Source organism: Variovorax sp. GW823-FHT04F07, from assembly GCF_058795995.1.
Genome location: NZ_JBXAIG010000007.1, coordinates 252,513 through 279,171, shown reverse-complemented (window position 1 = coordinate 279,171; position 26,659 = coordinate 252,513). Strand labels below are relative to the sequence as shown.

General features: G+C 68.7%; 20 protein-coding genes. 8 read left to right on the top strand and 12 right to left on the bottom strand.

Annotation, left to right across the window (positions count from 1 at the left end; translation table 11 throughout):
* Positions 1-22: 22 nt before the first annotated feature.
* The 9 genes from AC1RAA_RS27315 to ssb all read right to left on the bottom strand — a co-directional run bounded on the left by AC1RAA_RS27315 (position 23) and on the right by ssb (position 7,671).
* Positions 23-823, bottom strand: a complete 801-nt coding sequence (locus AC1RAA_RS27315) for an inositol monophosphatase family protein (protein ID WP_206167823.1) — start codon at positions 821-823, stop codon at positions 23-25.
* A gap of 13 nt (positions 824-836) precedes the next feature.
* Complete coding sequence (locus AC1RAA_RS27310; RefSeq protein WP_062480468.1) at positions 837-1,556, bottom strand: ABC transporter permease; 720 nt, start codon at positions 1,554-1,556, stop codon at positions 837-839.
* Between the two features lie 2 nt (positions 1,557-1,558).
* Positions 1,559-2,251, bottom strand: a complete 693-nt coding sequence (locus tag AC1RAA_RS27305; protein ID WP_492731592.1) for an ABC transporter permease — start codon at positions 2,249-2,251, stop codon at positions 1,559-1,561.
* A 44-nt stretch (positions 2,252-2,295) separates the two neighbouring features.
* Positions 2,296-3,084: a transporter substrate-binding domain-containing protein gene (locus AC1RAA_RS27300; RefSeq protein WP_492731590.1), complete on the bottom strand. Its 789-nt coding sequence runs from the start codon at positions 3,082-3,084 to the stop codon at positions 2,296-2,298.
* 30 nt (positions 3,085-3,114) lie between these two features.
* Positions 3,115-3,903 (bottom strand): ABC transporter ATP-binding protein, encoded by a 789-nt coding sequence (locus AC1RAA_RS27295; protein WP_492731588.1) that lies wholly within the window; start codon positions 3,901-3,903, stop codon positions 3,115-3,117.
* A gap of 33 nt (positions 3,904-3,936) precedes the next feature.
* Positions 3,937-4,716, bottom strand: coding sequence for an SDR family oxidoreductase (locus AC1RAA_RS27290; RefSeq protein ID WP_390347162.1), 780 nt, complete (start codon positions 4,714-4,716; stop codon positions 3,937-3,939).
* 14 nt (positions 4,717-4,730) lie between these two features.
* Entirely contained in the window at positions 4,731-5,501 is a 771-nt protein-coding gene (locus AC1RAA_RS27285; RefSeq protein ID WP_492731586.1) for a 2-keto-4-pentenoate hydratase, read from the bottom strand.
* 7 nt (positions 5,502-5,508) lie between these two features.
* Positions 5,509-6,708, bottom strand: coding sequence for a pyridoxal phosphate-dependent aminotransferase (locus AC1RAA_RS27280; RefSeq protein ID WP_492731584.1), 1,200 nt, complete (start codon positions 6,706-6,708; stop codon positions 5,509-5,511).
* Between the two features lie 396 nt (positions 6,709-7,104).
* On the bottom strand, positions 7,105-7,671 hold the full coding sequence (gene ssb / locus AC1RAA_RS27275; protein WP_492731582.1) for a single-stranded DNA-binding protein: 567 nt from the start codon (positions 7,669-7,671) through the stop codon (positions 7,105-7,107).
* A 184-nt stretch (positions 7,672-7,855) separates the two neighbouring features.
* Between ssb and uvrA the strand changes: the two genes are divergently transcribed.
* Positions 7,856-10,939: an excinuclease ABC subunit UvrA gene (gene uvrA, locus AC1RAA_RS27270; RefSeq protein WP_492731581.1), complete on the top strand. Its 3,084-nt coding sequence runs from the start codon at positions 7,856-7,858 to the stop codon at positions 10,937-10,939.
* A 46-nt stretch (positions 10,940-10,985) separates the two neighbouring features.
* Positions 10,986-11,876, top strand: coding sequence for a DMT family transporter (locus AC1RAA_RS27265; RefSeq protein WP_492731580.1), 891 nt, complete (start codon positions 10,986-10,988; stop codon positions 11,874-11,876).
* Positions 11,877-11,878: 2 nt separating this feature from the next.
* Here AC1RAA_RS27265 and AC1RAA_RS27260 read toward each other — a convergent pair whose 3' ends face one another.
* From AC1RAA_RS27260 to AC1RAA_RS27250, 3 genes are read right to left on the bottom strand one after another with little or no spacing between them, the layout of a single operon-like run.
* Positions 11,879-12,646, bottom strand: coding sequence for a GntR family transcriptional regulator (locus AC1RAA_RS27260; protein ID WP_172438465.1), 768 nt, complete (start codon positions 12,644-12,646; stop codon positions 11,879-11,881).
* 1 nt (position 12,647) lies between these two features.
* Positions 12,648-14,417 (bottom strand): glycerol-3-phosphate dehydrogenase/oxidase, encoded by a 1,770-nt coding sequence (locus AC1RAA_RS27255; protein ID WP_492731578.1) that lies wholly within the window; start codon positions 14,415-14,417, stop codon positions 12,648-12,650.
* Complete coding sequence (locus tag AC1RAA_RS27250; protein WP_492731577.1) at positions 14,414-15,901, bottom strand: FGGY family carbohydrate kinase; 1,488 nt, start codon at positions 15,899-15,901, stop codon at positions 14,414-14,416. Before AC1RAA_RS27250 ends, AC1RAA_RS27255 begins: the two co-directional genes overlap by 4 nt.
* Before the next feature lie 180 nt (positions 15,902-16,081).
* Here AC1RAA_RS27250 and AC1RAA_RS27245 point away from each other — a divergent pair, with 180 nt between their 5' ends.
* From AC1RAA_RS27245 to AC1RAA_RS27220, 6 genes are all read left to right on the top strand, one after another.
* Positions 16,082-17,128 (top strand): substrate-binding domain-containing protein, encoded by a 1,047-nt coding sequence (locus tag AC1RAA_RS27245; RefSeq protein ID WP_056584185.1) that lies wholly within the window; start codon positions 16,082-16,084, stop codon positions 17,126-17,128.
* Positions 17,125-18,657, top strand: a complete 1,533-nt coding sequence (locus tag AC1RAA_RS27240; protein ID WP_492731575.1) for a sugar ABC transporter ATP-binding protein — start codon at positions 17,125-17,127, stop codon at positions 18,655-18,657. Before AC1RAA_RS27245 ends, AC1RAA_RS27240 begins: the two co-directional genes overlap by 4 nt.
* Positions 18,654-19,694: an ABC transporter permease gene (locus tag AC1RAA_RS27235; RefSeq protein ID WP_070063424.1), complete on the top strand. Its 1,041-nt coding sequence runs from the start codon at positions 18,654-18,656 to the stop codon at positions 19,692-19,694. Before AC1RAA_RS27240 ends, AC1RAA_RS27235 begins: the two co-directional genes overlap by 4 nt.
* A gap of 14 nt (positions 19,695-19,708) precedes the next feature.
* Positions 19,709-20,689, top strand: a complete 981-nt coding sequence (locus AC1RAA_RS27230) for an aldo/keto reductase (protein ID WP_492731573.1) — start codon at positions 19,709-19,711, stop codon at positions 20,687-20,689.
* Positions 20,690-20,739: 50 nt separating this feature from the next.
* On the top strand, positions 20,740-21,591 hold the full coding sequence (locus AC1RAA_RS27225) for a class I fructose-bisphosphate aldolase (protein WP_070063426.1): 852 nt from the start codon (positions 20,740-20,742) through the stop codon (positions 21,589-21,591).
* Between the two features lie 211 nt (positions 21,592-21,802).
* Positions 21,803-26,524 carry an Ig-like domain-containing protein gene (locus tag AC1RAA_RS27220; RefSeq protein WP_492731571.1) on the top strand — a complete coding sequence of 1,574 codons (4,722 nt, stop codon included), beginning with the start codon at positions 21,803-21,805 and terminating at the stop codon, positions 26,522-26,524.
* Positions 26,525-26,659 lie beyond the last annotated feature (135 nt).

The following is a 26,659-nucleotide window of genomic DNA, read 5'->3' as shown; positions in this document are numbered from 1 at the left end:
ATATACGGCCCGGTCGCCCGCGCTAGGCGCCCGCAAGCATGCGCAGGACCTCCTCGTGGCGGCGGGGGTTGCCCGACGCGACCAGCCGGTTGCCGGAGTAGATCGTGAGCGGACGCCCCTCCCAATCGGTGATGACGCCGCCGGCGCCCTCGATCACCGGCACCAGCGCGCAGTAGTCGACCTCGCGGTGGCGGCCGCAGTCGATGCCGATGTCGATCGTTCCGTTGGCGATGCAGCCGTACGCATAGCAGCTCGATCCGTACACGCACCATTTGGCGGCGCTGCGCAGCGTCTCGAACGCCTCGCGCTCGCGCGGCCCGAAGGGCTCCGGGTTGCTGCACGACACCAGCGCGTCGGCCAGCGACGGGCACTCGCGGCTGCGGATGCGCTGGCCATTGAAGGTGGACGGCTGGCCCTGCGCCCCGGCCCATCGGTCGTTGGTGATGGGGTGGTCGATCACGCCGATGATCGGCGTGCCGTGGCGCGCCAGCGAAATCAGCGTCCCGTAGATGGGAATGCCCGTGATGAAGGCCTTGGTGCCGTCGATCGGGTCGAGCACCCAGACGTACTCGGCATCGAGGTCCTGGCCCTCGAACTCCTCGCCGAGGATGCCGTGCGAGGGATAGCGGTGGCGGATCAGCGTGCGCAGCGTCTGCTCGACATGCTTGTCCACGACGGTGACGGGGCTGTCGTCCTCCTTGGACTCGAAGCCCCTGCGGCTGTACAGGTTCTCGCGCAGGATGGCGCCGCTGGCGTCGGCCAGCCCATGGGCGAAGGCGAGGAATTCGGCCATCGCCGACTCGGGAACGGAAGAAGTGGACACGCGGTCTCCTGGATCAAGTGGGCATGGGCCCGGTGCCGTGCTGCGCCGGCAAGTGGCGAAGATGGCGAGACATGCGGTGCTCCAGCCGCCGCACCAGGTGGTTGGCGGCGAACGCGAAGGCAAGGTAGATCAACCCGGCCGCAATGAAGATCTCGTAGGGGGCGAAGGTGCGCGCCACCAGGGTGTTGGCCACGCCCGTCAGCTCCGACAGCGTGATGGCGCTGGCCAGCGAGGTGCGCTTGATCGTCTTGATCACCTCGTTGCCGTAGGCCGGCAGCGCCAGCAGCATCGCTCGCGGAAGGATGACGTGGCGGTACAGCGCACCGAACGACAGCCCGAACGCCTGGCCGGCCTCGACCTCCCCGTGCGGCACCGCCTGGATCGCCCCGCGGAAGATGTGCACGGCGTAGGCCGTCGTGTTCAGCACGAAGGTGATGACGGCGCACCAGTACGGCTTGCGCAGGTAGGGCCAGGCCCAGCTGTCGCGCACCGCATCGATCTGGGCAATGCCGTAGTACACGATGAAGATCTGCACCAGCAGCGGCGTTCCCCGGAAGACCTGCGAGAACACCTCGACGGGCCAGCGCAGCCACCAGGCCTTCTGGACGCGCACGATGGCCAGCGGCACCGCCAGCAGCGTCGCGAGCACCATCGTGATCGCGAAGAGTTCCAGCGTGAGCAGCGCGCCCTGCCAGAGCACCGGGAGGCTCTCGACAATGAGTTCGACATCCATGGTCAGGCCGTCCTTTCGCCACGGGCACCGCGGCGCTCGAGCTGATGCAGCACGAGCGAACTCAGCACGGTCAGCGTGAGGTAGATGGCGCCGGCACTGAGGTAGAAGAACAGGGCGCGGCGCGTGTCGCTGGTGGCCAGTTCAGAGGCCTTCATCAGCTCGCTCAGCCCCACGATGGAGATCAGCGAGGTGTCCTTGAGCGTCGAGATCCAGATGTTTCCCAGGCCCGGCAGCGCCAGCCGCAGCATCTGGGGGCACTGGATCACGAAGAAGATCTGCAGGGTGCTCATGCCCACGGCCATGCCGGCCTCCACCTGCCCGCGGGGAATGGCCGTGAGCGCGCCACGGAACACCTCCGAGGCGTAGCCGCCGAAGATCAGTGCCAGTGCAAACACACCCGCTGGATACGGCGGGATCTCGACCATGCCCGCGTCGGGCCTGACCAGCGCGAGCAGCCGGCTCAAGACCACCGTGCTGCCGAAGTACACCATCAGGATCAGCAGCAGTTGCGGGATGCCCCGTATCGCCGTGATGTAGGCCTCGGCCAGCCAGCGCACCGCCTTGAAGCGGGACAGGCACGCCGCCGCGCCCAGAAGCCCCAGCGCGATGCCGAACACCGACGACACCAGCGCCACCTCCACGGTCGTCCAGGCGCCCTGCGCGATGGTCGGCCCCCAGCCGTTGAACATGTCCATGGTGTCGTCAGAAATCGATGAGCGGATTCGGCGGCGCGACGGCGTCAGTGCCAGACCGTGGGCAGCACACTGAAGCTCCAGTACTTCTGGTTGATCGCCTTGAAGGTCCCGTCGGCAAACATGCCCTTGAGCGCCGCGTTGATCTCGTCGCGCAGCGCCGTGGCTCCCTTGGGCAAGCCGACGGCCACGCCTTCGCCCAGGTACTTGGGCGCCTCGATCTCGGGGCTGACGAACTCGTAGTTGCGCCCTTCCGGCTTCTCCAGGAAGTCGGTGCGAACCTTCATGGGACTCACGAGCATGAGGTCGATGCGGCCGGCCACGAGGTCCAGCAGCATGTTCTCGGCCGAGTCGTAGCGCGTGATCTCGACGCCGGCGAACTCGCCCGCGAGGTAGCTGTCGTTCGTGGTGGCCCGCTGCACGCCCACCGCCTTGCCCTTGAGTGCACCGACGTTGGGCGTGTTGTCGGGCTTCATCGGGAGCAGCCCCCCGGTTTTCCGGCCCACGAAGCGCGCCGTGGAGGCCCGGTAGGGAACTGAAAAGTCGATGCTCTTCTTGCGCGCCTCGGTGATCGACAGGCTCGACGTGACGACGTCGATCTTCCTGGAAAGCAGCGCCGGAATCAGGCCGTCGAACCCCAGGCAGACGAACTGCACGTCGGCGTTCATCCGCCGCCCGATCTCGCGGGCGATGTCGATCTCGAAACCCTTCAGCTCGCCCGACGCATCGCGGTAGTTGAAGGGCGGATAGGTGCACTGCACCCCGGCCTTGATCTCGCGGCCCACGGCGGCCAGGGAGCACAGGGCCAGCAGGCCTGCGGACAACCATTGCTTCATCTCGACTCCAGTTGGTTTGTGAATTCGTGGCTACAGAACGCTGTCGAGGAACTTGCGGCAACGCTCGCTGCGCGGGTTGCCGAACACATCGGCAGGTGCCCCGCGTTCCTCGATCTTTCCCTTGTGCAGGAAGGCGACTTCGCTCGAGACTTCCCGTGCGAACGCCATCTCGTGGGTGACCATCACCATGGTCCTGCCCTCCTCGGCCAGCAGGCGGATCACCTTCAGCACCTCGCCCACAAGCTCGGGGTCGAGCGCCGACGTGGGCTCGTCGAACAGCAGCAGCTTGGGCTCCATCGCCAGCGCGCGGGCGATCGCGCAGCGCTGCTGCTGGCCGCCCGAGATATGGGCCGGATAGTGCCGAAGCCGGTCGCCGAGCCCGACCTTCGCCAGCAGCGCTTCGGCCCGTTCCGTCGCTTCGCGGCGCGACAGCCCCAGCACCTTCATGGGCGGCATGGCCACGTTCTCCAGCACGGTCATGTGGCTCCACAGGTTGAAGTTCTGGAACACCATGCCGATGCCCGCGCGCAACCGGTTCACCTGGCTCTTGCTGGCAGGGCTCGCCTGCCCTGCCGACGACCGGCGCATGCGGATCTCCTCGCCATCGATGGCGACGGTGCCGGCGTCGGGCACTTCGAGCAGGTTGAGGCAACGCAGGAAGGTGCTCTTGCCCGAGCCGCTGGCACCGATCAGCGTGACCACGTCGTGCTCGTGCGCGCACAGGTCGATGCCGCGCAGCACGTCCAGTGCGCCGAAGCGTTTCTCGATGCCGGTGGCAGACACGATCTGCCTGCCCTGTTGTCGTTGGGGGTCGCTCAAGTGAGTTCCTTTTGAACGGTGCTGGCGCTTCGCCTAGAAGGTCCCGGGATAGGCCCCGCCGTCGAGCAGCAGATTCTGTGCGTTGATGTAGCCGGCATGGGCGCTGCACAGGAAGGCGCAGGCACGGCCGAACTCCATCGGATCGCCGAAGCGCGCGGCCGGGCTGCGGCCCTGCCATTCGGTCTGCTCGGCCTCGAACGATCGCCCCGACCCGGCCGCGGCAGCCTCCACCGTGGCGCGCAGGCGGTCGGTGGCGAACGAGCCGGGCAGCAGGTTGTTGATGGTGACGTTGCGATGCGCCGTGCGCCGCGCCAGGCCCGCCACGAAGCCGGTGAGCCCGCTGCGCGCGCCGTTGGACAGGCCCAGGATGTCGATGGGCGCCTTCACCGAGGACGAGGTGATGTTGACGATGCGGCCGAAACCGCGATCCATCATGCCGTCCACCGTCGCCTTGATCAGCTCGATGGGTGTCAGCATGTTGGCGTTGAGCGCCACCATCCAGTCGTCGCACGTCCATTGGCGGAAGTCGCCCGGCTTGGGGCCCGCGGCATTGGTCACCAGGATGTCCGGCGCGGGGCAGGCCTCGAGGACGAGCGCCCGCCCCTGCACCGTCGTGACGTCGGCGGCCACCGTGCGCACGTGCACGCCCGTGGCCTCGCGAATTTCGTCGGCGGTGGCCTCGAGCGCCTGCGCGCCGCGCGCCACGATGGTGAGCGATGCGCCGTCTTCCGCCAGCGCGAACGCGCACGCCCGGCCCAGCCCCTTGCTCGCGGCGCACACCAGCGCCGTCTTGCCCTTGATTCCCAGATCCATGGCGACCTCTTGCCTCAGATGAAGTTCGCGGCGACCGTGCCGAAGCGGTCGAACGAGGAATGCACCCGCATGCCCTGCGAGGCGCGGTACTGCCGTGTGAAGGAGCCGGACATCACCTGCATTCCGGCCTCCAGCGCCAGCCCGAATTCGGCCAGCTTGTTCGCCAGCCACAGCACCGAGAGCAGCCCGCCGCCCTGCATGACCGCCGAGCCGGAGGCCGTCTCGCTGACGGCGCCATCGACCTGCACCGTCACGTTGGCGCCGGCCAGGTCGCGGTTGTCGGCCGTCAGCGGCACGGCCGCCCCCGTCACATAGGCCTTTTGCTGCGCGTTGTCCGCCATGGCCAGCGCCAGGTTGCCGGCAAACGGACCGCGGACCTCCACGATCTCCAGGGCCGGTGCCGCGTGCGTCACGGCGGCAGCGACCTCCTCCAGGCTCACGCCGGGTCCGCGCAGCGTCTTGCCGATGGTCAGGCACAGCTCGTTCTCGAAGCCGGGCGCGATCAGTTCGGAAAAGCGATAGGCCTGGCCGCTCGCATGCCGGCCGCTTTCCAGCAGATAGCCGAAGCAGGGCTCGTGCACCTGCTGCTGCACGCGCATGGCCTCGGCGGTGAGGCCGACCTTCCAGCCCGTCTGCCGCTCGCCCCTGGCCAGGCGCCTTTGCAACAAGGCCAACTGCACTTCATAGCCCTGCTGCAGGGAAAACTTCCCGGCCCATTCCGACGGCATGTGGCGTCCGTCTTCCATGGCTTGCCAAAGGGCGCCCGCAATGTCTTGGGTGTTCATCGCATCCTCATCGTGTGGTTGGGTGGTGTTCCAGGTAGGCGGCCAGGCGGCGAACGCCGTCGTCCAGGCGCGCCGTGCCGCTGGCATAGCACCAGCGCAGGTAGCCTTCGCCCTCGGGGCCGAAGGCCACGCCGGGCGCCAGCCCCAGCCCGGCCTCGGCCACGAGCTGCTTGCAGAACGCGAGGCTGTCCGTCACGCCGTCGACACGGAAGAAGGTGTACATCGCGCCGCGGGCGGGCGCGGCGAGCTCGACCCCCGGCACGCTCCCCAGGCGCGCCGCCAGGTGGTCCCTGCCCTGGCGCAGCCGCTCGACGGTGCGGGCAATGGCCTCCTCCCCGCGCGACAGGGCGACCACCCCCGCCGCCTGCACGAAAGGCGGCGCGCAGGTGCTGCTGTACTCGATCAGCTTGCCGATGTCGCCCAGCATCGCCGGCGGCACGACGATCCAGCCCAGGCGCCATCCGGTCATGCGCCAGGCCTTGGAAAAGGAGTTGCAGCTGATGACCCGGTCCTCGGGCGTCGCGATGTCCAGGAAGGACGGCGCGCACGGCGCATCGAAGCTGATGCGCTGGTAGACATCGTCGCTGACGATCCAGATGCCCAGGCGCCGGCAGTGCGCGAGGATGGCTTCCTGCGACTCGCGCGAAAGGGTCCAGCCCGTCGGGTTGTTGGGCGCGTTCAGCAGCAGCGCGCGGGTGCCCGGCCGAAGCGCTTCCAGAAGGCGCTGCTCGTCGAGCACCCACCCCGCCGCGGTGAACTGCAATGCGACGGTCTCGACGTGCGCGCCCAGCACCTTGGGCATCTCGACCAGGTTGGGCCACAACGGCGTCACGGCCACGACGCGGTCGCCGGGGTTCAGCAGCGCCTGCAGGGCCAGCATCAGCGCATGCGTGCCCGAACTCGTCACCGCCACCCGTTCGACGCCGATCGGGCCATGCCAGCGCGACAGGTAGCGGGCGATCTCCTCGCGCAACGCGGGCTCGCCCAGCGTCTGGACGTAGAAGGTGCGCCTGTTCTCGAGGGCTGCGATCGCAGCGCCGCAGATCTCGTCCGGCGTCTCCTCGTCGGGCTCGCCGAACCAGAAAGGCAGGATGTCCTTGCGGTCCATGCCCGCATTGGCGACCTCGCGGATCTTCGAGGACCGCAGGGCCTGGACTTCGGCGCGTGCGACGGTCGATGGCGGGCAGTGGGAGGCGGCGCTCTGCATGTCGTGCTTGTCTCGGTGTTCTATGGCCTGCATGCTCCGACGCCGCACGGTGCGGGACAAGGACCAATTCCGTGCGCCGAGGCGGACCAATCGCGGCGAACCGGCCGACAGCGATGCGCTGCTGCACGGCGCTATTCAGCAGAACGGCCGGAGCCAATGGGTCGATTGCCGCCGGGAATTGCCCCTCTGAACACAGTCATTGCCGTCGAAAAGGGGCTCACGTCAAACGCTTCCCCTGCGCTCAACGGCCAGACGAACAAAGAGGCTGCATTTCCTTGGCAAAACAGCACTTTCCCGGGCACGACCGCCCATGGAGAGAAGTCGAAATAAAAAGGGCAAAAAAAAGGCCTGCCTTCGAAAAGGCAGGCCTTCATTGAAAAGCTCGAGGAGCCGGTTTCAGAACGGAATGTCGTCGTCCATGTCGTCGAAGCCCGACGACGACTTGGCCGGAGCCTGGCGCGGCGCCGGTGCCGGGGCACGCGGTGCGGCTGCGGGAGCACGCGGGGCGTAACCGCCACCGCCGCCACCACCGCCACCGCCACCACCTTGCGAATAACCACCGCCGCCGCCCCCGCCTTGCGAGTAGCCGCCGTCGTCTTCCGGACCGCCCGACGGGCCGCCCTGGCCCTGGCGGCTGCCCAGCATCTGCATCTGGTCGGCGCGGATTTCGGTGGTGTATTTTTCGATGCCGTCCTTGTCGGTCCACTTGCGCGTGCGCAGCGAACCTTCAACGTACACCTGCGAGCCCTTGCGCAGGTACTGGCCGGCGATTTCGGCCAGGCGGCCGTTGAACACGATGCGGTGCCATTCGGTGGCTTCGCGCATCTCACCGCTTTGCTTGTCTTTCCAGCGATCGGTGGTGGCCACGGTGACGTTTGCGACCTGATCGCCGCTCGGGAATGTCCGCATTTCGGGGTCGCGCCCCAGGTTGCCGACGACGATGACTTTATTGACCGATGCCATATGCACTGCCCCTGATAAGTAGATGAAGGAGGAGGTTGAGAGGAACCCTCCATTCTGCCTGAGCCGAAATCGGCCCGGCGCCGGCCAGCCTGGGCGGGGGCGTCCGCCGCCGTCCATCCCCTGGTCATGACAGGCGGAGCCGGCGCCTCTATCATGTCCGGTTGCCCTCGGACGACCGCACCCCTTGAATTCACCCACCACTGAAGACACCCCGGAGCGTGACGCCTACCTTGGCGCCCTGCTCGCCCAGCAGCGCATCAGCATCCGCGGCGCGCGCACCCACAACCTGAAGAACGTCGATCTCGACATCCCGCGCAACAAGCTGGTGGTGATCACCGGCCTGTCGGGCTCGGGCAAGTCGAGCCTGGCGTTCGACACGCTGTATGCCGAGGGGCAGCGGCGCTACGTCGAAAGCCTCTCGGCCTATGCGCGGCAGTTCCTGCAGCTCATGGACAAGCCCGACGTCGACGTGATCGAGGGCCTGTCGCCCGCCATCAGCATCGAGCAGAAGGCCACCAGCCACAACCCGCGCTCCACCGTGGGCACGGTGACCGAGATCCACGACTACCTGCGCCTCTTGTACGCCCGCGCCGGCACGCCCTTCTGCCCCGACCACCACCTGCCGCTGCAGGCGCAGACGGTGTCGCAGATGGTCGACGCGGTGCTGGCCCTGCCCGACGAGCCGCGGCTGATGATCCTGGCGCCCGTGGCCCGCGAGAAAAAAGGCGAGTTCCTCGAGCTCTTCACCGAGATGCAGGCGGCCGGCTACGTGCGCTTTCGCGTCGACGGGCAGACCTACGAATACAACGACCTGCCCAAGCTCAAGAAGACCGAGAAGCACGACATCGACGTGGTCATCGACCGCCTGCGCGCACGCCCCGACATGCAGCAGCGCCTGGCCGAGAGCTTCGAGGCCGCGCTGCGCCTGGCCGAGGGCCGCGCCATTGCGCTGGAGCTGGGCGCAAAGCCGGAAGGCAGCGCCGATGGCGCTGCGGGCGCGCCCGACAAGGAGCACCTGTTCAACGCCAAGTTCGCCTGCCCGATCTGCCACTACTCGCTGTCGGAGCTCGAACCGCGCCTGTTCTCGTTCAACTCGCCCGTGGGCGCCTGCCCCAGCTGCGACGGCCTGGGCCACCGCGAGGTGTTCGACCCGGTGCGCGTGGTGGCGTTTCCGTCACTGTCGATCGCCAGCGGCGCCATCAAGGGCTGGGACCGCCGCAACGGCTACTACTTCAGCATGGTCGAGAGCGTCGCCAAGCACTACAAGTTCGACGTCGACGCGCCCTTCGAATCGCTGCCGGCCTCGGTGCAGCAGACGCTGCTGCACGGCTCGGGCGGCGAAGAGATCAAGTTCAACTACACCATGGAGTCGGGCAACTTCGCGGGCAAGAAGCTCACGAAGAAGCACCCCTTCGAGGGGATCATCCCGAACATGACGCGGCGCTACCGCGAGACCGATTCGGTGATGGTGCGCGAAGACCTCGCGCGCTTTCGCAACCAGCAGCCCTGCCCCGACTGCGGCGGCTCGCGGCTGCGGCGCGAGGCGCGCAACGTGTTCCTGGTGGACGACGCCGGGCACGTGGGCGCAAACGGCGGCGAGCCGCCGCGCATGGCCATCTTCGAGCTGAGCCACCTCACGCTGCGCGACGCCTACGCCTGGTTCAGCACGCTCAAGCTGCGCGGTGCCAAGGCCGACATCGCCGACAAGGTGGTGCGCGAGATCGGCCTGCGCCTGAAATTCCTCAACGACGTGGGCCTGAACTACCTGAGCCTGGACCGCAGCGCCGAAACGCTCTCGGGCGGCGAGGCGCAGCGCATTCGCCTCGCGTCGCAGATCGGCTCGGGCCTCACGGGCGTGATGTACGTGCTCGACGAGCCCAGCATCGGCCTGCACCAGCGCGACAACGACCGCCTCATCGGCACGCTCAAACACCTGCGCGACATCGGCAACAGCGTGATCGTGGTCGAGCACGACGAGGACATGATCCACGCCGCCGACCACGTGATCGACATGGGCCCCGGCGCCGGCGTGCACGGCGGGCGCGTGATGGCCCAGGGCACGTATGCCCAGGTGTCGGCCAACCCCGACTCGCTCACCGGCCAGTACCTCTCGGGCGTGAAGAAGATCGAGGTGCCCAAGCACCGCACCGCCTGGCTGCCGGCCGTGAAGAAGCCGGCCTTCAACGAAGGCAAGAAACCCTCGCGCTTTCCGCAGAGCCCCGCGGCCGAACGCCGCGCCGCGCGCGAGGCGGCCCATCTGGCTTCGCAGACCGACCTGCAGGAGATCCGCGTGGTCGGCGCCACCGGCAACAACCTGAAGAACGTGAGCGTGGCCTTCCCCGTGGGCCTCTTGACCTGCGTGACGGGCGTGTCGGGCTCGGGCAAGTCGACGCTGGTGAACGACACGCTCTACACCGCCGTGGCGCGCACGCTGTACCGCGCGCACGAAGAGCCGGCTGCGCACGAGTCGGTGGAAGGCATCGAGTACTTCGACAAGGTCATCAACGTCGACCAATCGCCCATCGGCCGCACGCCGCGCAGCAACCCGGCCACCTACACCGGCCTGTTCACGCCGATCCGCGAGCTGATGGCCGAGACCAACACCGCGCGCGAGCGCGGCTACGGCCCGGGCCGCTTCAGCTTCAACGTGGCCGGCGGCCGCTGCGAGGCCTGCCAGGGCGACGGCGTGGTGAAGGTCGAGATGCACTTCCTGCCCGACGTGTACGTGCCCTGCGAGGTCTGCCACGGCCAGCGCTACAACCGCGAGACGCTCGAGGTCCAGTACAAGGGCCGAAACATCGCGCAGATCCTCGAGATGACGGTCGAGACCGCGCACGAGTTCCTGAAAGCCGTGCCGACCATCGAGCGCAAGCTGCGCACGCTGCTGGACGTGGGCCTCTCGTACATCAAGCTCGGCCAGTCGGCCACCACGCTCTCGGGCGGCGAGGCGCAACGCGTGAAGCTCGCACTCGAACTGAGCAAGCGCGACACGGGCCGCACGCTCTACATCCTCGACGAGCCGACCACCGGCCTGCACTTCGCCGACATCGAACTGCTGCTCAAGGTGCTGCACCAGCTGCGCGACGCGGGCAACACCATCGTCGTCATCGAGCACAACCTGGACGTCATCAAGACTGCTGACTGGCTCATCGACATGGGCCCCGAAGGCGGTGCCGGCGGCGGCACGGTGGTGGGCGAAGGCACGCCGGAAGACATCGCGGCGAACGAGGCGAGCCACACGGGTCGCTACCTCAAGCGCCTGCTGTAGCCGCACCGCCAGCACGAATGCGCGGGCCGCGCCACAATCGCGGCCCATGCCTTCCTTCACGCCGCGCCAGTTCGTTCTTCTTGTGCTCCTCACCCTCGCGTGGGGCTTCAACTGGCCGGTGATGAAGCTCGGCGTGGCCGACTACCCGCCGCTGGCCTTCCGCGCGATTTCGATCTGGCTGGGCGTGCCCGTGCTGGCGATCGCGCTGGTGGTGATGAAGGTGCCGTTCCGCGTGCCGCGCAGCGCGTGGCCCGAGCTGGTGTGGCTGGGCGCGACCAACATGTTCGTCTGGCACGCCTGCATCATCCTCGCGGTGAAGGCGCTCTCGGGCGGGCGCGCCGCGATCCTGGGCTACACGATGCCGGTGTTCTCCGCCGTCATCGGCGCGCTGCTGTTCTCGGCCGTGCTCACGCGCCGCGCCTGGACCGGCGTGGGCGCCTGCGCCATCGGCGTCGGGCTGCTGCTGTGGCACGAGCTCACCGACTTCGCGGGCCGCCCCGGCTACGTGGCACTGGCGCTGGTGGCCGCCGCCACCTGGGCGCTGGGCACGCAGTTGCTGCGCCACACGCGCATCGGGCTGCCCACGCTCACGCTCTCGTTCTGGATGACGGCCATGACGGCCGTGGTGATGACGGTGCTCTCATTGCTGTTCGAGCGCGACCAATGGCGCTCGCCGGGCGCCGTGACCTGGGGATCGATCGCCTACAACGCGGTGCTGATCTTCGGCTTCGCGCACGCGGCCTGGTTCTACCTGGCGCGTGGCCTGCCGCCGGTGGCCTCGACCCTGAGCGTGATGTTCATCCCCGTGCTCGGCGTGTTCAGCGGCGCCGTGTGGCTCGGCGAGGTCGTGCACTGGCAGGACTGGGTGGCGGTGGCGCTGATGATGGTCGCCATCGCCTCGGTGCTCTTGCCTTCGCGCAGCAGCGCGAAGGCCTGAGCTCAGGTCGTCGTCTGCACGTGCAGGCGGCTGGTCTTGCAGCGGTGCAGCGCGCGGTAGTGCTCCAGCGGCCGGCCGTTGGCGCCGTAGGCGATCGATTCGATGCGCAGCAGCGGCTCGGGCTGCGGCAGGTCGAGCAGGCGGCAGGTTTCCGCGTCGGGCAGCACGGCATCGATCCAGCGTTCGGCGCGCACCAGCCGCACGCCGTACTGGCGGCGCAGCACGTCGTACAGCGAGCGGTCGTCCAGCCGCGTGCGGTGCAGGCCCGGCGCGAGGTCGGCCGGCACGGCCGTTTCGACCAGCAGCCGCAGCTCGCCGTCGACGCTGCGCAGGCGCTTGAGGCCGACCACCTGCGCGTCTTCGGTGAGGCCGAGCGCGGCGGCCTCCTGCGCGGTGGCGGCGCGCAGTTCCTGCACGAGGATCTGCGTGCGCACCGAGCGGCCCTTGCGTTCCATCTCGTCGGAAAAGCCCAGCACGGTGGAGACGAAGTCTTCGTCGCGCTCGCGCGCCGACACGAAGGCGCCACGGCCCTTGATCTTGTAGATGAGGTTGTTGCGCACCAGGTCGGCGAGCGCCTCGCGCACCACGATGCGCGAGATGCCGAACTGCTCGCCCAGCTCGGCCTCGGACGGCAGCTTGGCGCCGATGGGCAGCACGCCCTGCAGGATCTGCAGCCGGATGGCGTCGCGGAACTGCGCCCACAGCGGCGATTCGGAGTTGCGGTCGAGCGAGGTCGTCGACACGGTGTCGGGGGCGGTGGAAAGGGTCACGTTAGGTCGGGCCGAGGACGGGGCTGGCCATCAATGATGCATCGAAAGCGGAAGGCGTCGGCTCGTGGGCCGCCACCGGCTGCAGGCGCACGCCGTGCCGCTCGCGCAGTGCGGCGGCGCAGGCGCTGAGTTCCTGGTGCGCGCGGGCCGCGTCCCAGCCCAGGGCTTCGGCGGCCACGCCGGCGATTTCGGCGAGCGCCTCGTCGGTGACCAGCCCGCGGATGGCCAGCAGCGTGCGGCGGATCACGAGGTCGTCCAGGTGCACGACGCCGGTCTCCATGCACAGGTACGAGAGTTCGGCCGCCGAGTACTCGGGCGCGTGGCGCAGCGGCGTATCGCCCGAGGCCGCGAGGCGCTGCGCCAGCGGCAGCGCCTTCGAGCCGTAGCGGCGCAGCAGGCCCAGCGCGCGCGCGCGGCCCAGGCCCGAGCCGGCCGTCATCTTGTCGATGAAGCGCTCGATGGCGGCCGCGTCGGCCGGCAGCTCGGCGCCGCCGCCGATGGGCAGCGACTCGGTCGAGGCTGTGCGCGAGCGGCCCAGGTGGCGCAGCACGTGGTCGGTGGCTTCTTCGGCCAGAGCGCGGAAGGTGGTCCACTTGCCGCCCACGAGGCCGACGATGGGCACGTCGCGCGTGGCGCTCGGCGGGTCGACCACCACCGAGTGATCGCGCGAGATCTGGCCCGGCTTGTCGGCGTCGGAGCGCGCCAGCGGGCGCACGCCGACGTAGGTGTAGATCACGTGCTGGCGGTCGAAGGCCATGTTCGGGAACACCTCGCGCAGCACGTCGATCAGGTAGTCGATCTCGGCCGGCTCGGTGACGATCTGGTCGGGGTCTTCCACCGGGATGTCGGTGGAGCCCACCAGCACGCGGTCGAGAAACGGATAGACGATGCACACGCGCCCGTCCACCGCCTCGAAGTAGGCCATGCGGCCGTCGAGCGCGTCGCGCAACGCCGGGTGGTCGAGCACGAGGTGCGAGCCCTTGGTGCCCATCACGCGCGGGCCGGCGCCGCCGAGCACGGCCGCGCTGCGGTCGAGCCAGGCGCCGGTGGCGTTCACCACGGTGTCGGCCGTGACGCGCACCAGCGCGCCGGTGATCTCGTCGCGCAGCGTGAGGATGTTGCCCGCGCAGCCTGTCACGCGGCAGTAGTTGGACGCGACCGAGCGCGGCTGGTCGCGGCAGGCGTCGCCGATGAGCTCGAGGATCAGCCATTCGGGATGGCTGATCCAGGCGTCGAAGAAGGTGGCGGTCCAGCGGATCGCAGCGCGGAACAGGCGGCGGTCGTTCGTGGGCACGCGGCTGATGCGGTGGCCCGGCATCACGCGCTGGCGGCGGCCCAGCAGGTCGTACAGGCGCAGGCCCGCGGCCACGGCCAGCAGGCCGCGCGTGCGCTGCGGCGGCGTGCGTCCGAAGAACTTGAGCGCGCTGCTCAGCAGCCCGCCGAAGAAGCTCGACAGCGGCACCACGGTCTTCAGCGGCTGCACCAGGTGCGGCGCGTTGCGCAGCAGCAGGTTGCGCTCGCGCGTGGCCTCGGCCACCAGCGAGAAGCTGCCGTTTTCCAGGTAGCGCAGGCCGCCGTGGATCATGCGCGAGGGCGCGCTGCTGGCGCCGGCGCCGAAGTCGCCCTTGTCGACGATGAGGCAATCGACGCGCTGCAGCGACAGGTCGCGGAACACGCCCACGCCGTTGATGCCGGCGCCGACGATCACGGTCGAAAAGTGGCGGCCCTCCAGCGAAGCCGGACGGACGAAAGGCAGTTGCCAAGCGCTCATGACGCACCGCCCGCGAGATGGTTGAAGACAGGAGACATGCGATCGATCAGTTCGTTGAATTCGGCGTTGAAATCGGCATGGGCCCGCGCGTCGCGCGCGTCGGGTTCGATGAGTTCGCAGGGCGCGCGCAGCGGGCTGGCAGGCCCCGCGTCGTCGAGGTCCTGCGACATCGCGGCATAGAGGGCGGCGCCGCGCGCGCCGGTTTCGTCGTCGGCGCAGCGCTCGACCGGGTGGCCCAGCAGTGCCGCGAGCAGGCGCACGAGGCGCGCATCGCTGGCGCCGCCGCCCAGCACGCTGGAGGCCGACACCGGCAGGCCCTGCGACGCCAAGCGCGCGGTGTGGCGCGCATGCAGCGCGGCCACGGCATCGACCACGGCGCGCGCCATGTCGGCGGGCGTGTGGTGGCTCTTGAGCCCGACGAAGCCGGCCGTGATGCCGCCCCCGCCGTTGATGAAGGGCAAGAAGCGCAGCCCGTTCGCGCCGAGCGGCACGCCCATGGCCAGGTCGACCACGGCGCGCGCATCGGGCAGCCCGAGCGCGCCGGCCAGCCACGCGATGTTGGCCATCGACGAGGGGCTGTTCTCCATGTACAGGCGCTCGCGCGTGCGGCCGAAGTTGACGAGCGCAGCGACCTCGGGCTGCGGGTCGATCACCGGGCCGATGACGGCGTTGACGCACCACGTGCCCAGCACCGACACGGCACGGCCGCGGTCTTCGGCGCCGATGGCGGTCATCGAGGCGAGCAGGTCGATGGCGCCCATCGCCACCGGAATGCCGGCGGGCAGGCCGCACAGCGCCGCCTCGGCCGCGCGCAGCCGGCCCATGGTCTGGCCGCTGGGCACCAGCGGGCCGAAGGCGCGCGGCCCGAGGCCGTCGATGCCCGCGACCTCGAAGGCCAGGGGCGACCAGTCGCCGGTGGCCAGCGAGAGCAGGCCGGCGGTGCTGGCATCGCTCGCGTCGGTGGCGATCTCGCCGGTCAGCAAAAAGCCGAGGTAGTCCTTGGCGAACAGCAGGCGGTGCAGCTCGCCGCGCTGCACGGCGTCGGCGCCCAGCAGCTCGGCCGCGATCACCGTGGGCTGGCCGGGCCAGGGGCGGCAGCCGACGTCCGCGAACAGCCGGTCGCCATGGCGTGCCGAGAGGGCGAGCGCGCGCGCATCGGCGCGCTGGTCGGTGGAGGCGACGGCGCGGCCGCCGACGAGTTCGTGTTGTGCATCGAGGGCGTACAGGCCCGCGCCGTGGCCGGTGCAGCCGATGGCGCACACGTCCGCCGCGCGCGGGCCGAGCTGGCGCGCCACGTCGCCGAGCACGTGGGTCAGCCCCGCGCGGATCGCCGCCGCGCCCACCTCGCACCCGCCGCCGGGCAGCCGCGCATGCCGCAGGGGCAGGCGCGACACGGCCAGGCTGCGCCCGCTCCCCGCGTCCAGGGCCAGCGCCTTCAGGCTGCTCGAGCCCATGTCGATGCCGATCAGTATTTTGGTCTTCATGTCATAACAGCTTCGGCGGAAAAAAAGGCTGTCACCAGTAGCGTTTCCCCTAGTTATCGGGAGAAACGGCCCGCCATTACATTCTAGCCTGTCATAACAACTGTCGTGACACCACGGTCCACAGGTCCGCCACCCAACGGCGGGCCGAAAGCTCTGCCAGTCAACGTGAGGAGACAAAGAATGAGGCGTAATTTCCTGAAGTCCGCGGCCGCCGCCGGTATCGGCCTGGCCGGTGCGAGCGCGTTCGCGCAACAGCAAGCCGCAGCCCCCGCGGCAGGTGCCGGCCTGCGCGGCAATGCCAGCGACGTCTACGTGATGAACGTGATGGTCTCGGGCGTCGAGTACTGGTTCCCGGTCTACGAAATGATGAAGCAGCTCGGCCGCACGCTGGGCGTTCGCACCCGCTACACCGGCACGCCGGAGTACGACGTGAACAAGCAGCTCGCATCGTTCGAACAGGAACTGGCGCGCAAGCCCGCCGGCATCCTGCTGCACCCGATGAACCCCGACCCGTTCATCGAACCCATCAACCGCGCCGCCGCGATGGGCATCCCGGTCGTGACCTTCGCGGCCGATTCGCCCAACTCCAAGCGCACCTCGTTCATCACCTCCGACAACGACCGCGAAGGCAACCAGGCGGCCGACGCCATCGCCGCCTCGCTGAACGGCAAGGGCGAGTACGCCGTGCTCGAGAACCCGGGCCAGGACAACCACGACCGCCGCATCGCCGCCTTCGTCAACCGCATGAAGGCCAAGCACCCGGGCATGAAGCTGGTCGGCCGCGCCGCCAGCAACCAGGACCCGAACAAGGCCTACCAGGCCGTGCTGAGCCTGGCGCAGGCCAACCCGAACCTGGGCGCCCTCTTCATGCCCGAGGCCAACTCGGCGCTCGGCGCGGCGCAGGCCAAGGTCGAGACCAAGAAGAACATCAAGGTGATGTGCTGCGACGTCAACGCCAAGATCCTGGACATGATCAAGTCGGGCGACGTGTTCGGCGCCATCAACCCGAACCAGGGCATGCAGGGCTACATGGGCATGATGATGCTGTTCCTGGCCAAGAACCCGGGCCTCATCGACCCGATGAACGACGCCAAGCGCAACGGCACCAACCCGATGTCGGTGCCCTTCCTGGACAACGGCCTGGCCGTGGTCAGCAAGGCCAACGCCGACGACTTCTACTGGGACAAGTACCTCGCCCGCCGTGGCACCAAGGGAATCGGCGAGTGAGCACCCCTGCCGCATTGCTTGAACTGCGCGGCATCGCGAAGCGCTTCGGCGCTTCGCGCGCGCTCTCGGGCGTGGACTTCTCGCTGCAGGCCGGCGAGATCCACGCCCTGTGCGGCGAGAACGGCGCGGGGAAGTCGACGCTGATGAACATCATCGACGGCATCCACCAACCCGACGAAGGCGAGATCGTGCTGTGCGGCCAGAAGGTCGTCATCGACGGCCCCGCCCACGCCATGCGCCTGGGCATCGGCCTCGTGCACCAGGAGATCGCCCTGTGCGCCGACGCCACCGTGGCCGAGAACATCTTCATGCCGGAAATCAACGCCGGCAAGCAGGCGTGGATGAACTTCTCCGCGCTGAACACGCGCGCCGCGACAGTGCTGGCGCGCCTGGGCCAGGACATCGACCCGGCCGCGCTCGTGCGCGACCTGAGCATTTCGAGCCAGCAGCTGGTGGAGATCGCCAAGGCGCTCACGCTCGACTGCAAGGTGCTCATCCTCGACGAGCCCACCGCCGCCCTCACCGACAACGAGTCGGCCGCGCTCTTCCGGGTGCTGCACGACCTCAAGGCGCAGGGCATCGGCATCATCTACATCAGCCATCGCATGGCCGAGATCTTCACGCACTGCGACCGCGCCACCGTGCTGCGCGACGGACGCAACGTGCACAGCGGCCCGCTCGAAGGCATGACGCCCGACGAGCTGGTGCGCCGCATGGTCGGGCGCGACCTGGGCAACTACTACCCGCCCAAGCAATCCGCCGCTGCCGATGCCAACGCCGGCCCCGTGCTCGAAGTCGACAACATCGCCGACGACGAGCGCGTGCACGGCATCTCCTTCACGCTGCAGCGCGGCGAGATCCTCGGCATTGCCGGGCTCATGGGCGCCGGGCGCAGCGAGCTGGCCGAGACCGTGTGCGGCCTGCGCCCCGCGCGGCGCGGCGCCGTGCGGCTCAACGGCAAGACGCTGTCGATCCGCAAGTACAGCGACGCGCTGCGCGAAGGCATCGCCTACCTCAGCGAAGACCGCAAGGCGGCGGGTGTGTTCCTCGACCTGCCGATTGCGCAGAACATCTCGTCGATGGCGCTGCGCCGCGTGAGCTCGGCCCTGGGCCTGCTGCAGCGCGCCACCGAGCACCGGCTCGCGGTGCAGCTGGGCGCCAAGCTCAACCTGAAGTCGGACGGCGTGGCGATCGAGGTGTCGAGCCTGTCGGGCGGCAACCAGCAGAAGGTGGCGATCGCCAAGCTGCTGGCCACGCAGCCCGCAGTGCTGCTGATGGACGAGCCCACGCGCGGCGTGGACGTGGGCGCGAAATCCGAGATTCATCACATCCTGCGCGACCTGGCCGACCAGGGCGTGGGCGTGGTGGTGATCTCTTCCGAACTGCCCGAGATCATCGGCCTGTGCGACCGCGCACTGGTGATCCGCGAAGGGCGATTGGCGGGCGAACTGGCCCATGACGAGATGACGGAGGAAGCCCTGCTGCGGCTGGCCTCCGGACTTTGCGAACCCGAAGAGGCAATGGCATGAACTTTCCGACCAGAATCGACGCAGGCGCCGCGGCCACGGCCACGGCCGGCTCCCTGCAACCCCGCCGAACAGGAGACCCCGTGAAGCAGGCCAACAAGCTCACGAGCATGCGCGAGGCCGGGCTGGTGCTGATCATCGTGGCGCTGTGCGTCGCGATGAGCTTCGCATCGCCCTACTTCCTCACCTGGGACAACGTGCGCGCGATGCTGCTGTCCTTCTCCATCGAAGGCATCGTGGTGGTGGGCATGACCATCCTGCTCATCGTCGGCGGCATCGACCTGTCGGTGGGCTCGGTGGTGTGCTTCGCGATGGTGGTGACCGGCAAACTCTTTCTCATGGGCATGGACCCGTGGCTCGCGAGCCTGGTGGCCATCGGCGCCAGCGGCCTCATCGGCGCCATGATCGGCGGCTGCGTCACGCGCATCGGGCTGAACCACTTCATCGCCTCGCTGGCCTTCATGGTGATCGTGCGCGGCCTGTGCCTGGCGCTCACGCAGGGCACGCCGCAGTCGCTGTTCTCGCTGCCGGCCGAGTTCAAGTTCATCGGCCAGGGCACGCTGTTCGGCGTGCCGGCCGTGATCCTGATCTTCCTGGCCATCGTGATCGTGAGCGACTTCGTGCTGCGCCGCTCCACCCTGCTGCGCCGCGTGTTCTACACCGGCAGCAACGAGAAGGCCGCGCTGTACGCCGGCATCCGCGTGGGCCGCGTGAAGTTCTGGGTCACGGTGCTGTGCTCCGCCTCGGCGGGCCTGGCCGGCGTGATCTACACGGCGCGCTTCGGCGCCGCCACGCCGACCTTCGGCATGGGCATGGAACTCAACGTGATTGCCGCGGCCGTGATCGGCGGCGCCAGCCTCAAGGGCGGCTCGGGCACCGTGCTCGGCGCCGTGCTCGGCCTGGCCCTGCTGTCGGTGGTGACCAGCTCGCTGATCCTGCTCGACGTGTCGCCTTACTGGCAGGACGTGATCAAGGGCCTGATCCTGCTCGCGGCCGTGACCATCGACCACATCCTGAACACGAGAAAGACCAAGCGATGAGCAGCGCAACCCCAATGAAGAAGACAACCCTGGGCCCCTCGGGCATCGAATGCTCGGCCATCGGCCTGGGCACCTGGGCCATGGGCGGATGGATGTGGGGCGGCGGCGACAACGCCGCTGCCGTGATCGCCATCCAGGCCTCGCTCGATGCGGGCGTGAACCTGATCGACACCGCACCGGCCTACGGCCTGGGCCGCTCCGAGAGCATCGTCGGCACCGCTCTGAAGGGCCGTCGCCACGAGGCCGTGATCGCCACCAAGTGCGGCCTGGTGTGGCACACGCAGCAGGGCACGCACTTCTTCGAGGAAGACGGCCACCCGGTGTACCGCTACCTCGGGCGCGACTCGATCTTCCATGAATGCGAAGAGAGCCTGAAGCGCCTGCAGACCGACTACATCGACCTGTACATCACGCACTGGCAGGACCACACGACGCCCGTGGCCGAGACCATGGACGCGCTGCTGGCGCTCAAGAAGCAGGGAAAGATCCGCGCCATCGGCGTGAGCAACGCGACGCCCGAAATTCTTTCGGAGTACCTCAAGCACGGCCCCGTCGATGCCGCGCAGGAGCTCTACAGCCTCATCGACCGCGGCATCGAGACCACGCTGGCGCCGCTGTGCGCCGAGCACAACGTGGCGGTGCTGGGCTACTCGTCGCTGGCGCTGGGCCTGCTGGCCGGCCCCATCGACCCCGCGCGCGAGTTCAAGGGCGACGACCAGCGCGCCACCAACCCGCGTTTCAGCGAAGCCAACCGCGCGAAGCTGAAGGCCTTCTTCGACACGCTGGAGCCGCTGCGCACGCACCTGGGCTGCTCCTTCGGCCAGATGATGATCGCCTGGACCGTGGCCCGCGGCACCGTCTCGGTGGCGCTGTGCGGTGCGCGCGTGCGCCAGCAGGCCATTGAAAACGCCGGCGCGGGTGCGGTCGTGCTCGACGGCGAAGCCCTGCAGCTCATCGACGCTGCGGCCAAGCGCCACCTGGACGCGCTCGCCTGAGCGCGCGCATTTCTTCCCTTCCTTTTTCCTCAACACGGAGTTCTTCCTTCATGTCGAAAGACAAGACCGCGCGGCTCAACCGCCTGCTGCACAACGGCCGCTGCCTGGACATCGCCCTGGACCACGGCGTGTGCAACGAACCCACCTTCCTGGACGGCCTGGAGGACATGCCCGGCGTGATCGACAAGCTCGTGGCTGCGAAGCCCGACGCGATCCAGCTGAACTACGGGCAGTCCGACCTGCTGCAGGACCGGCCCGGGCGCGATCGCCCCGCGCTGGTGATGCGCCTGGACATGGGCAACCCCTACAACGCCGTGCACCACCGCGTGATGTGGGCCGTGCTGCAGAACCAGGACGACCCCGTGCTGCCCGCCGTGCAGCGGGACGCGGCCTGCGTGGTCGTCAACCTGTTCATGCTGCCCGACGAGCCCGACCTGTTCCGCCAGTGCGTGCAGAACATCGCCCGCGTGCGCGCCGACTGCGACCGCTACGGCATGCCGCTCATGATCGAGCCGCTCGTGATGCAGGCGCCCACGGCCACCAGCCGCTACATGGTGGACGGCGACGCCGAAAAGATCGTCACGCTCACGCGCCTGGCGCGCGAGATGGGCGCCGACATCGTCAAGGCCGACCCCACCACCGATGCCACCGACTTCCACCGCGTGGTGCAGGCCGCGCGCTGCCCCGTGCTCGTGCGCGGCGGCGGGCGCGAAGACCTGCAGCAGGTGTTCGCGCGTTCGCGCGTGCTCCTGGACCAGGGCGCCGTCGGCATGGTGTACGGCCGCAACGTCTACCAGCACGCCAACCCCTCGGCGGTGGTGAGCGCACTGATGGCCATGATCCACGACGGTGCCAGCGCCGAAGCGGCCTGGAACCTCTACGAATCGGGCGGCGTGAAATAAGAGCGCCCAGGCGCCGGTGCCTTCCACGCGGAAGGCGCCGGCGCCAACCAGCGGGAGAGCAAGACAGAAGAAGAAGTGGACGGCGGACAACGCATGCGTTGCCCGCCGGGGGCGCGCCTGCGCGTGCGCTTTCCCAGCAAGCGACCGAGTGACTCGAGAGAACCAAGGACAAGAGGGTTCCCTGCGAACTTCAAACAACCTGGAGGCGACGATGAAGATCCGGTATTTCCTGATGGCGTTCCTGGTGCCGTGCGTCACATTGCTGACGCATGCGGCAATCACCGGGGTCAGTCCGATGACGACCCTCAACAAGATGGCCACGGCGGCTGCCGCCGTCGTGGCCGACCCGCTCCCGCTGCAGGGGCCGGGCCTGGGCAACCTCACCTACACCTCGGCGGAACTGTTCAAGCCGGTGTCGATGATCACCAGCGCCGCGCACCCGCTCGACCCGGCGCACAGCGACGCCTACGAGGCGCGCGACGTGCCCGCCACGTACCCGGGCCGCAAGGACTACGGCATGAACGCCGGCATCATGGTCAACGGCTACTTCCTCACCTCCTTCGCGCCGGACAGCGGCCTCGGCCCCGGCGGCTTCCTGCTGTACGACGTGTCGAACCCGCGCCAGATCAGGCTCGTCAAGAAGATCTACGAGCCCGATGACGCGACAGGCGGCCGCACCAAGGAATTCCGCGAGACGCACTCCTTCGGCACCGCGAAGATCGGCGGCAAGACCTACGTGGTACTGCCCAGCATCAACGGCGTCGAGTTCTGGGACTTCACCGACATCAACGACATCAAGCAGGTGAAGAAGCTGGTGCTGCCCGGCGTCAACTCGGGCGACTACGAGAACGTGTCCTGGCAGCTGTGGTGGCAGGCGCCCTACCTGTACGTGGCCTCGGCCGGCCGAGGCATGTTCATCGTCGACGCGACGGACCCCGCGAACGCGGTGGTCGCCAACCGCGGCGCCGGCAAGCCCAACCCGGTGCCCACCGGCGAACTCGGCGGCTTCCGGCTCGGCCCGATCTTCACGATGGGCAACCACATGGTGCTGACCGCGATGGAAAGCAACGGCGGTTTCGCGAGCCTGGACATCTCCGACCCGCTCAACCCCAAGGTGCTCGATTCCATCGCCGGCGCCACGCCGTTCTATTACGCGACCTGCTTCGACGGCAAGAGCGTGCACGCCTCTGCGCGCGGCAGCGGCGCCAAGATGTACAGCTACGACCTGAGCGACCGCTCGCGCTTCGTGGCCGAGGACAACCGGCTCGTCATCGACGAGCAGCTCTACTGCGCCACGCAGGACAACTACGTCATCCAGGGCGCGCAGACCCGCATCCACAAGGTGGACGTGAGCAACCCGCTCAACCACGTGGAGGTGGGCCGCGGCAGCATCCTGCGCGAAGACGACCCGAACTTCTCGCATTCGGACAACGGCCAGGTCGCGATGTTCGGCAACCTCGTCTTCGTGGGCAACGACCACGGCTCGGGCAGCGGCTTCGTCGTGCACGCGGTGGACCCCGACACCACCAAGCCCGAAGTGAAGCAGGTCTCGCCCGCCAACGGTGCGAAGCAGCAGGCCCTCAGCTCGCGCATCGGCCTGGGCATGACCGACAACATCCTGCCCGAGAGCGTGAACAGCAACACCTTCATCGTGCGTCCGGTGGGCGGCAACACGCTGGCGGGCACCTACAGCGTGCAGCTGGGCATCGTCAACTTCCATCCCGCGCAGCCGCTGCTGCCGGGCACCAGCTATGAGGTGTTCCTGCCGGCCAACGGCGTGAAGGACTATGCGGGCAACGCCATCGGCGCCGACTACCGCTCCACCTTCAACACCGGCAACGCCAGCGACATCAACCTGATGCACCACTGGCCGCTGACGGGCAACCTGGGCGACCAGATCGGCGCCAACAACGGCACGCCCGCCACCGGCGACGCGTTCGAGAGCATCGGCCTGAACTTCGCGAACCGCACCGCGGGCGTGCCGCTGAAGAACGACACCGTGGCCAGCGCGCTGGGCAGCACCGCCTCGCTGAGCTTCTACATGAAGACCACGCAGGCCGGCGCCGCCAACTCGTGGACCGCGCCCGGCATCTTCGGTCGTGACCAGTCGGGCGGCACCGACGACGTGTTCTGGGGCTGGCTGGACACCGGCGGGCGCATCAAGCTCTCGGTGGGCAATGACGGCGGCACCACCTCCACCGCGGCCGTGAACGACGGCAACTGGCACCACGTCGTGCTCACGCGCGACGCGGCCTCGGGCGCGCAGGCGGTGTACGTCGACGGCGTGAAGACCACGTCGACCGGACCGACCGGCACCAAGGGCCTGTCGACCAAGTTCCAGGTCATGGGCCAGATCCAGGGCAACACCGCGCTCTTCAAGGGCACGCTGGCCGAGGTGCGCGTGTACGGCCGCGTGCTCGGCCAGGCCGAGGTGGACACGCTGCGCGGCCAGGCCATCATCGGCGACCCGGGCCTGGGCGGCGGGCCCAAGCTGGTCAACGGCCAGCTGAGCTTCAACCCCGCGACGCTCGGCGCCAGCGGCGTGCAGTTCCGCTGGAACTTCGGCAACGGCACGCAGACGGCCTTCTCGAACCAGCCGAACACGAGCTACACCTACACCACCCCCGGCCACTACACGGTGACCCTGACGGTGAAGGACAGCAGCGGCCGCGAGACCTACTACACCTACAACGTGACCGTCATCGCGCCGGTCACCGCGACCGCGCCCACGCACACGACCAACATCGCGGGCGATGCGAGCCGGGTGTACTCGGTGAACCCCGACAGCGGCACGGTGGCCGCCATCGACGCGCAGACCCTTGCCAAGCTGTGGGAAGTGCGCGTCGGCGACGAGGCCAAGACGCTGGCCGTCGGCCCCGACGGCCGCATCTGGGTCGCGGTGCAGGGCGAGGACAAGCTGGTGGCGCTCAACGCCGCCGACGGCTCGCAGTCGGTGTCGATCCCGCTGGCCTACGGCAGCGGCCCGTACGGCGTGGCCTTCACGCCCAACGGCGCCAAGGGCCTGCTCACGCTGGAAAGCAAGTCGGTGCTCATGAGCTTCGACCCCAGCAACGGCGCCACCACCGGTGCGCTGGCGCTCGAGGGCGGCGTGCGCGGCATCGCCGTGAGCGCCGACTCGCAGGCGGCCTACGTCACGCGCTTCAAGTCGAAGATGACGGGCGGCCAGCTGCACAAGGTCAACCTGCAGTCGCTGACCGCGCTGCAGACCATCCCGCTGCCGGTGGACACCACGACCGTCGACACCGAGAGCCGCGCGCGCGGCGTGGCCAACTACCTGAGCCAGGTGGTGATCTCGCCCGACGGCTCGCGTGCCGTGCTGCCTTCGAAGAAGGACAACATCGTGCGCGGCCGCTTCCGCGACGGCAAGGACCTGCCGCACGACCAGACGGTGCGCTCGATCCTGTCGCAGGTGAACCTGCAAAGCGCCGCCGAGGTGTTCTCCGAGCAGATCGACTTCGACGACCGCGCCCCCGCGCGCGCCGCGCTGTACTCGCCCGCCGGCGACTACCTGTTCGTGGCGCAGATGGAAGGCAACCGCGTCGCCATCGTCGACAGCTACACCCGCGCGATTCGCGGCGAGATCAACGCCAGCAGCGCCCCGCATGGCCTGTACCTCGATGCGGCGCGCAAGCGGTTGTTCGTGAACAACTTCCTGGCGCGCTCGGTGTCGGTGCACGACGTGGCGAAGGTGCTGTCGGCCGAGACCAACGCGGCGATCTTCCTGCAGAACGTGGCCACCGTGGCGCAGGAGCCGATGGCGGCCGCGGCGCTGCGCGGCAAGCAGGTGTTCTACAACGCGGCCGACCGGCGCATGAGCAAGGACAACTACATCTCCTGCGCCAGCTGCCACGCGGACGGCGGCGACGACGGCATGGTGTGGGACTTCACCCAGCGCGGCGAAGGCCTGCGCCGCACCATCAGCCTGCAGGGGCGGCGCGGCACCAGCCACGGCAAGCTGCACTGGACGGCCAACTTCGACGAGGTGCAGGACTTCGAGAACGACATCCGCAACGAGTTCGGCGGCACCGGCTTCCTGAGCAATGCCGACTGGACCGCCACGCAGGCCCCGCTGGGCGCCCCGAAGGCCGGCAAGAGCGCGCAGCTGGACGACCTGGCCGTGTACCTGGGTTCGCTCAACAAGTACATGCGCAGCCCGGCGCGCGCCGCGGACGGCAGCCTGAGCGTGGACGCGGTGCGCGGACAGACCGTGTTCAACACGGCCCAGTGCGCCACCTGCCACACGGGCGCCACCTTCCGCGACGGCCTGCGGCACGACGTGGGCACCATCCAGGCCTCGTCGGGCAAGGGCAGCAACCAGCCGCTGGCGGGCGTGGGCTTCGACACGCCGACCCTGTCGGGCACCTGGAACACCACCGCGTTCTTCCACAACGGCCAGGCGGCCACGCTGCAGGACCTGCTCGCGGGCGGCCACGGCAACGCGTCCAGCCTGCCGGCGAACGACGTGGTGGCGCTGCGCGAGTACGTGCGCTCGCAGGACACCGCCCCGGCGGTGGTCACACGGCTGCGCTCCGACCTCAACCCGACGATGTGCGTGAACATCAAGGGCGCCTCGACCACCAGCGGCGCGACGGCGGTGCAGTGGCCGTGCGGCAACGCGGGCAACGAGAAATTCACGATGACGCCGATCACCGGCGGCTACGTGCAGTTCATCGCCGAGCACAGCGGCCTGTGCCTGGCGCAGAACGGCACGGCGACCACGAACGCGGCCGTCGTGCAGGTGGCCTGCTCGTCGGGCAACACGGCGCAGTGGAGCCTGGTGGGCGGCACGGTGCGCAACCGCGCCTCGGGCTCGTGCCTGGACGTGCCGAACGGCTCGACCACGCAGGACACGGCGCTGATCACCTGGACCTGCAACGGCGGCAACAACCAGAACTGGACACAGCTGCCGTAAGCACCCCGCTTCGCGCCTGAGCCCAGGCCGGCCGTTTCGACGGCCGGCCTTTTTTTCGTCTGGCGCATGACCTCCCGCGTCATGGATTCGATGCACCCGTTCTGGAACAGTGGGTCCATCGATTCATCAACCAGG

Bases quoted from the DNA above. Each gene is read 5' to 3' on its own strand.
- AC1RAA_RS27310 (WP_062480468.1), bottom strand. From the start codon at position 1,556: ATGGATGTCGAACTCATTGTCGAGAGCCTCCCGGTGCTCTGGCAGGGC.
- AC1RAA_RS27305 (WP_492731592.1), bottom strand. From the start codon at position 2,251: ATGGACATGTTCAACGGCTGGGGGCCGACCATCGCGCAGGGCGCCTGG.
- AC1RAA_RS27300 (WP_492731590.1), bottom strand. From the start codon at position 3,084: ATGAAGCAATGGTTGTCCGCAGGCCTGCTGGCCCTGTGCTCCCTGGCC.
- AC1RAA_RS27290 (WP_390347162.1), bottom strand. From the start codon at position 4,716: ATGGATCTGGGAATCAAGGGCAAGACGGCGCTGGTGTGCGCCGCGAGC.
- AC1RAA_RS27285 (WP_492731586.1), bottom strand. From the start codon at position 5,501: ATGAACACCCAAGACATTGCGGGCGCCCTTTGGCAAGCCATGGAAGAC.
- AC1RAA_RS27280 (WP_492731584.1), bottom strand. From the start codon at position 6,708: ATGCAGAGCGCCGCCTCCCACTGCCCGCCATCGACCGTCGCACGCGCC.
- ssb (WP_492731582.1), bottom strand. From the start codon at position 7,671: ATGGCATCGGTCAATAAAGTCATCGTCGTCGGCAACCTGGGGCGCGAC.
- AC1RAA_RS27265 (WP_492731580.1), top strand. From the start codon at position 10,986: ATGCCTTCCTTCACGCCGCGCCAGTTCGTTCTTCTTGTGCTCCTCACC.
- AC1RAA_RS27255 (WP_492731578.1), bottom strand. From the start codon at position 14,417: ATGAGCGCTTGGCAACTGCCTTTCGTCCGTCCGGCTTCGCTGGAGGGC.
- AC1RAA_RS27250 (WP_492731577.1), bottom strand. From the start codon at position 15,901: ATGAAGACCAAAATACTGATCGGCATCGACATGGGCTCGAGCAGCCTG.
- AC1RAA_RS27245 (WP_056584185.1), top strand. From the start codon at position 16,082: ATGAGGCGTAATTTCCTGAAGTCCGCGGCCGCCGCCGGTATCGGCCTG.
- AC1RAA_RS27235 (WP_070063424.1), top strand. From the start codon at position 18,654: ATGAACTTTCCGACCAGAATCGACGCAGGCGCCGCGGCCACGGCCACG.
- AC1RAA_RS27230 (WP_492731573.1), top strand. From the start codon at position 19,709: ATGAAGAAGACAACCCTGGGCCCCTCGGGCATCGAATGCTCGGCCATC.
- AC1RAA_RS27225 (WP_070063426.1), top strand. From the start codon at position 20,740: ATGTCGAAAGACAAGACCGCGCGGCTCAACCGCCTGCTGCACAACGGC.
- AC1RAA_RS27220 (WP_492731571.1), top strand. From the start codon at position 21,803: ATGAAGATCCGGTATTTCCTGATGGCGTTCCTGGTGCCGTGCGTCACA.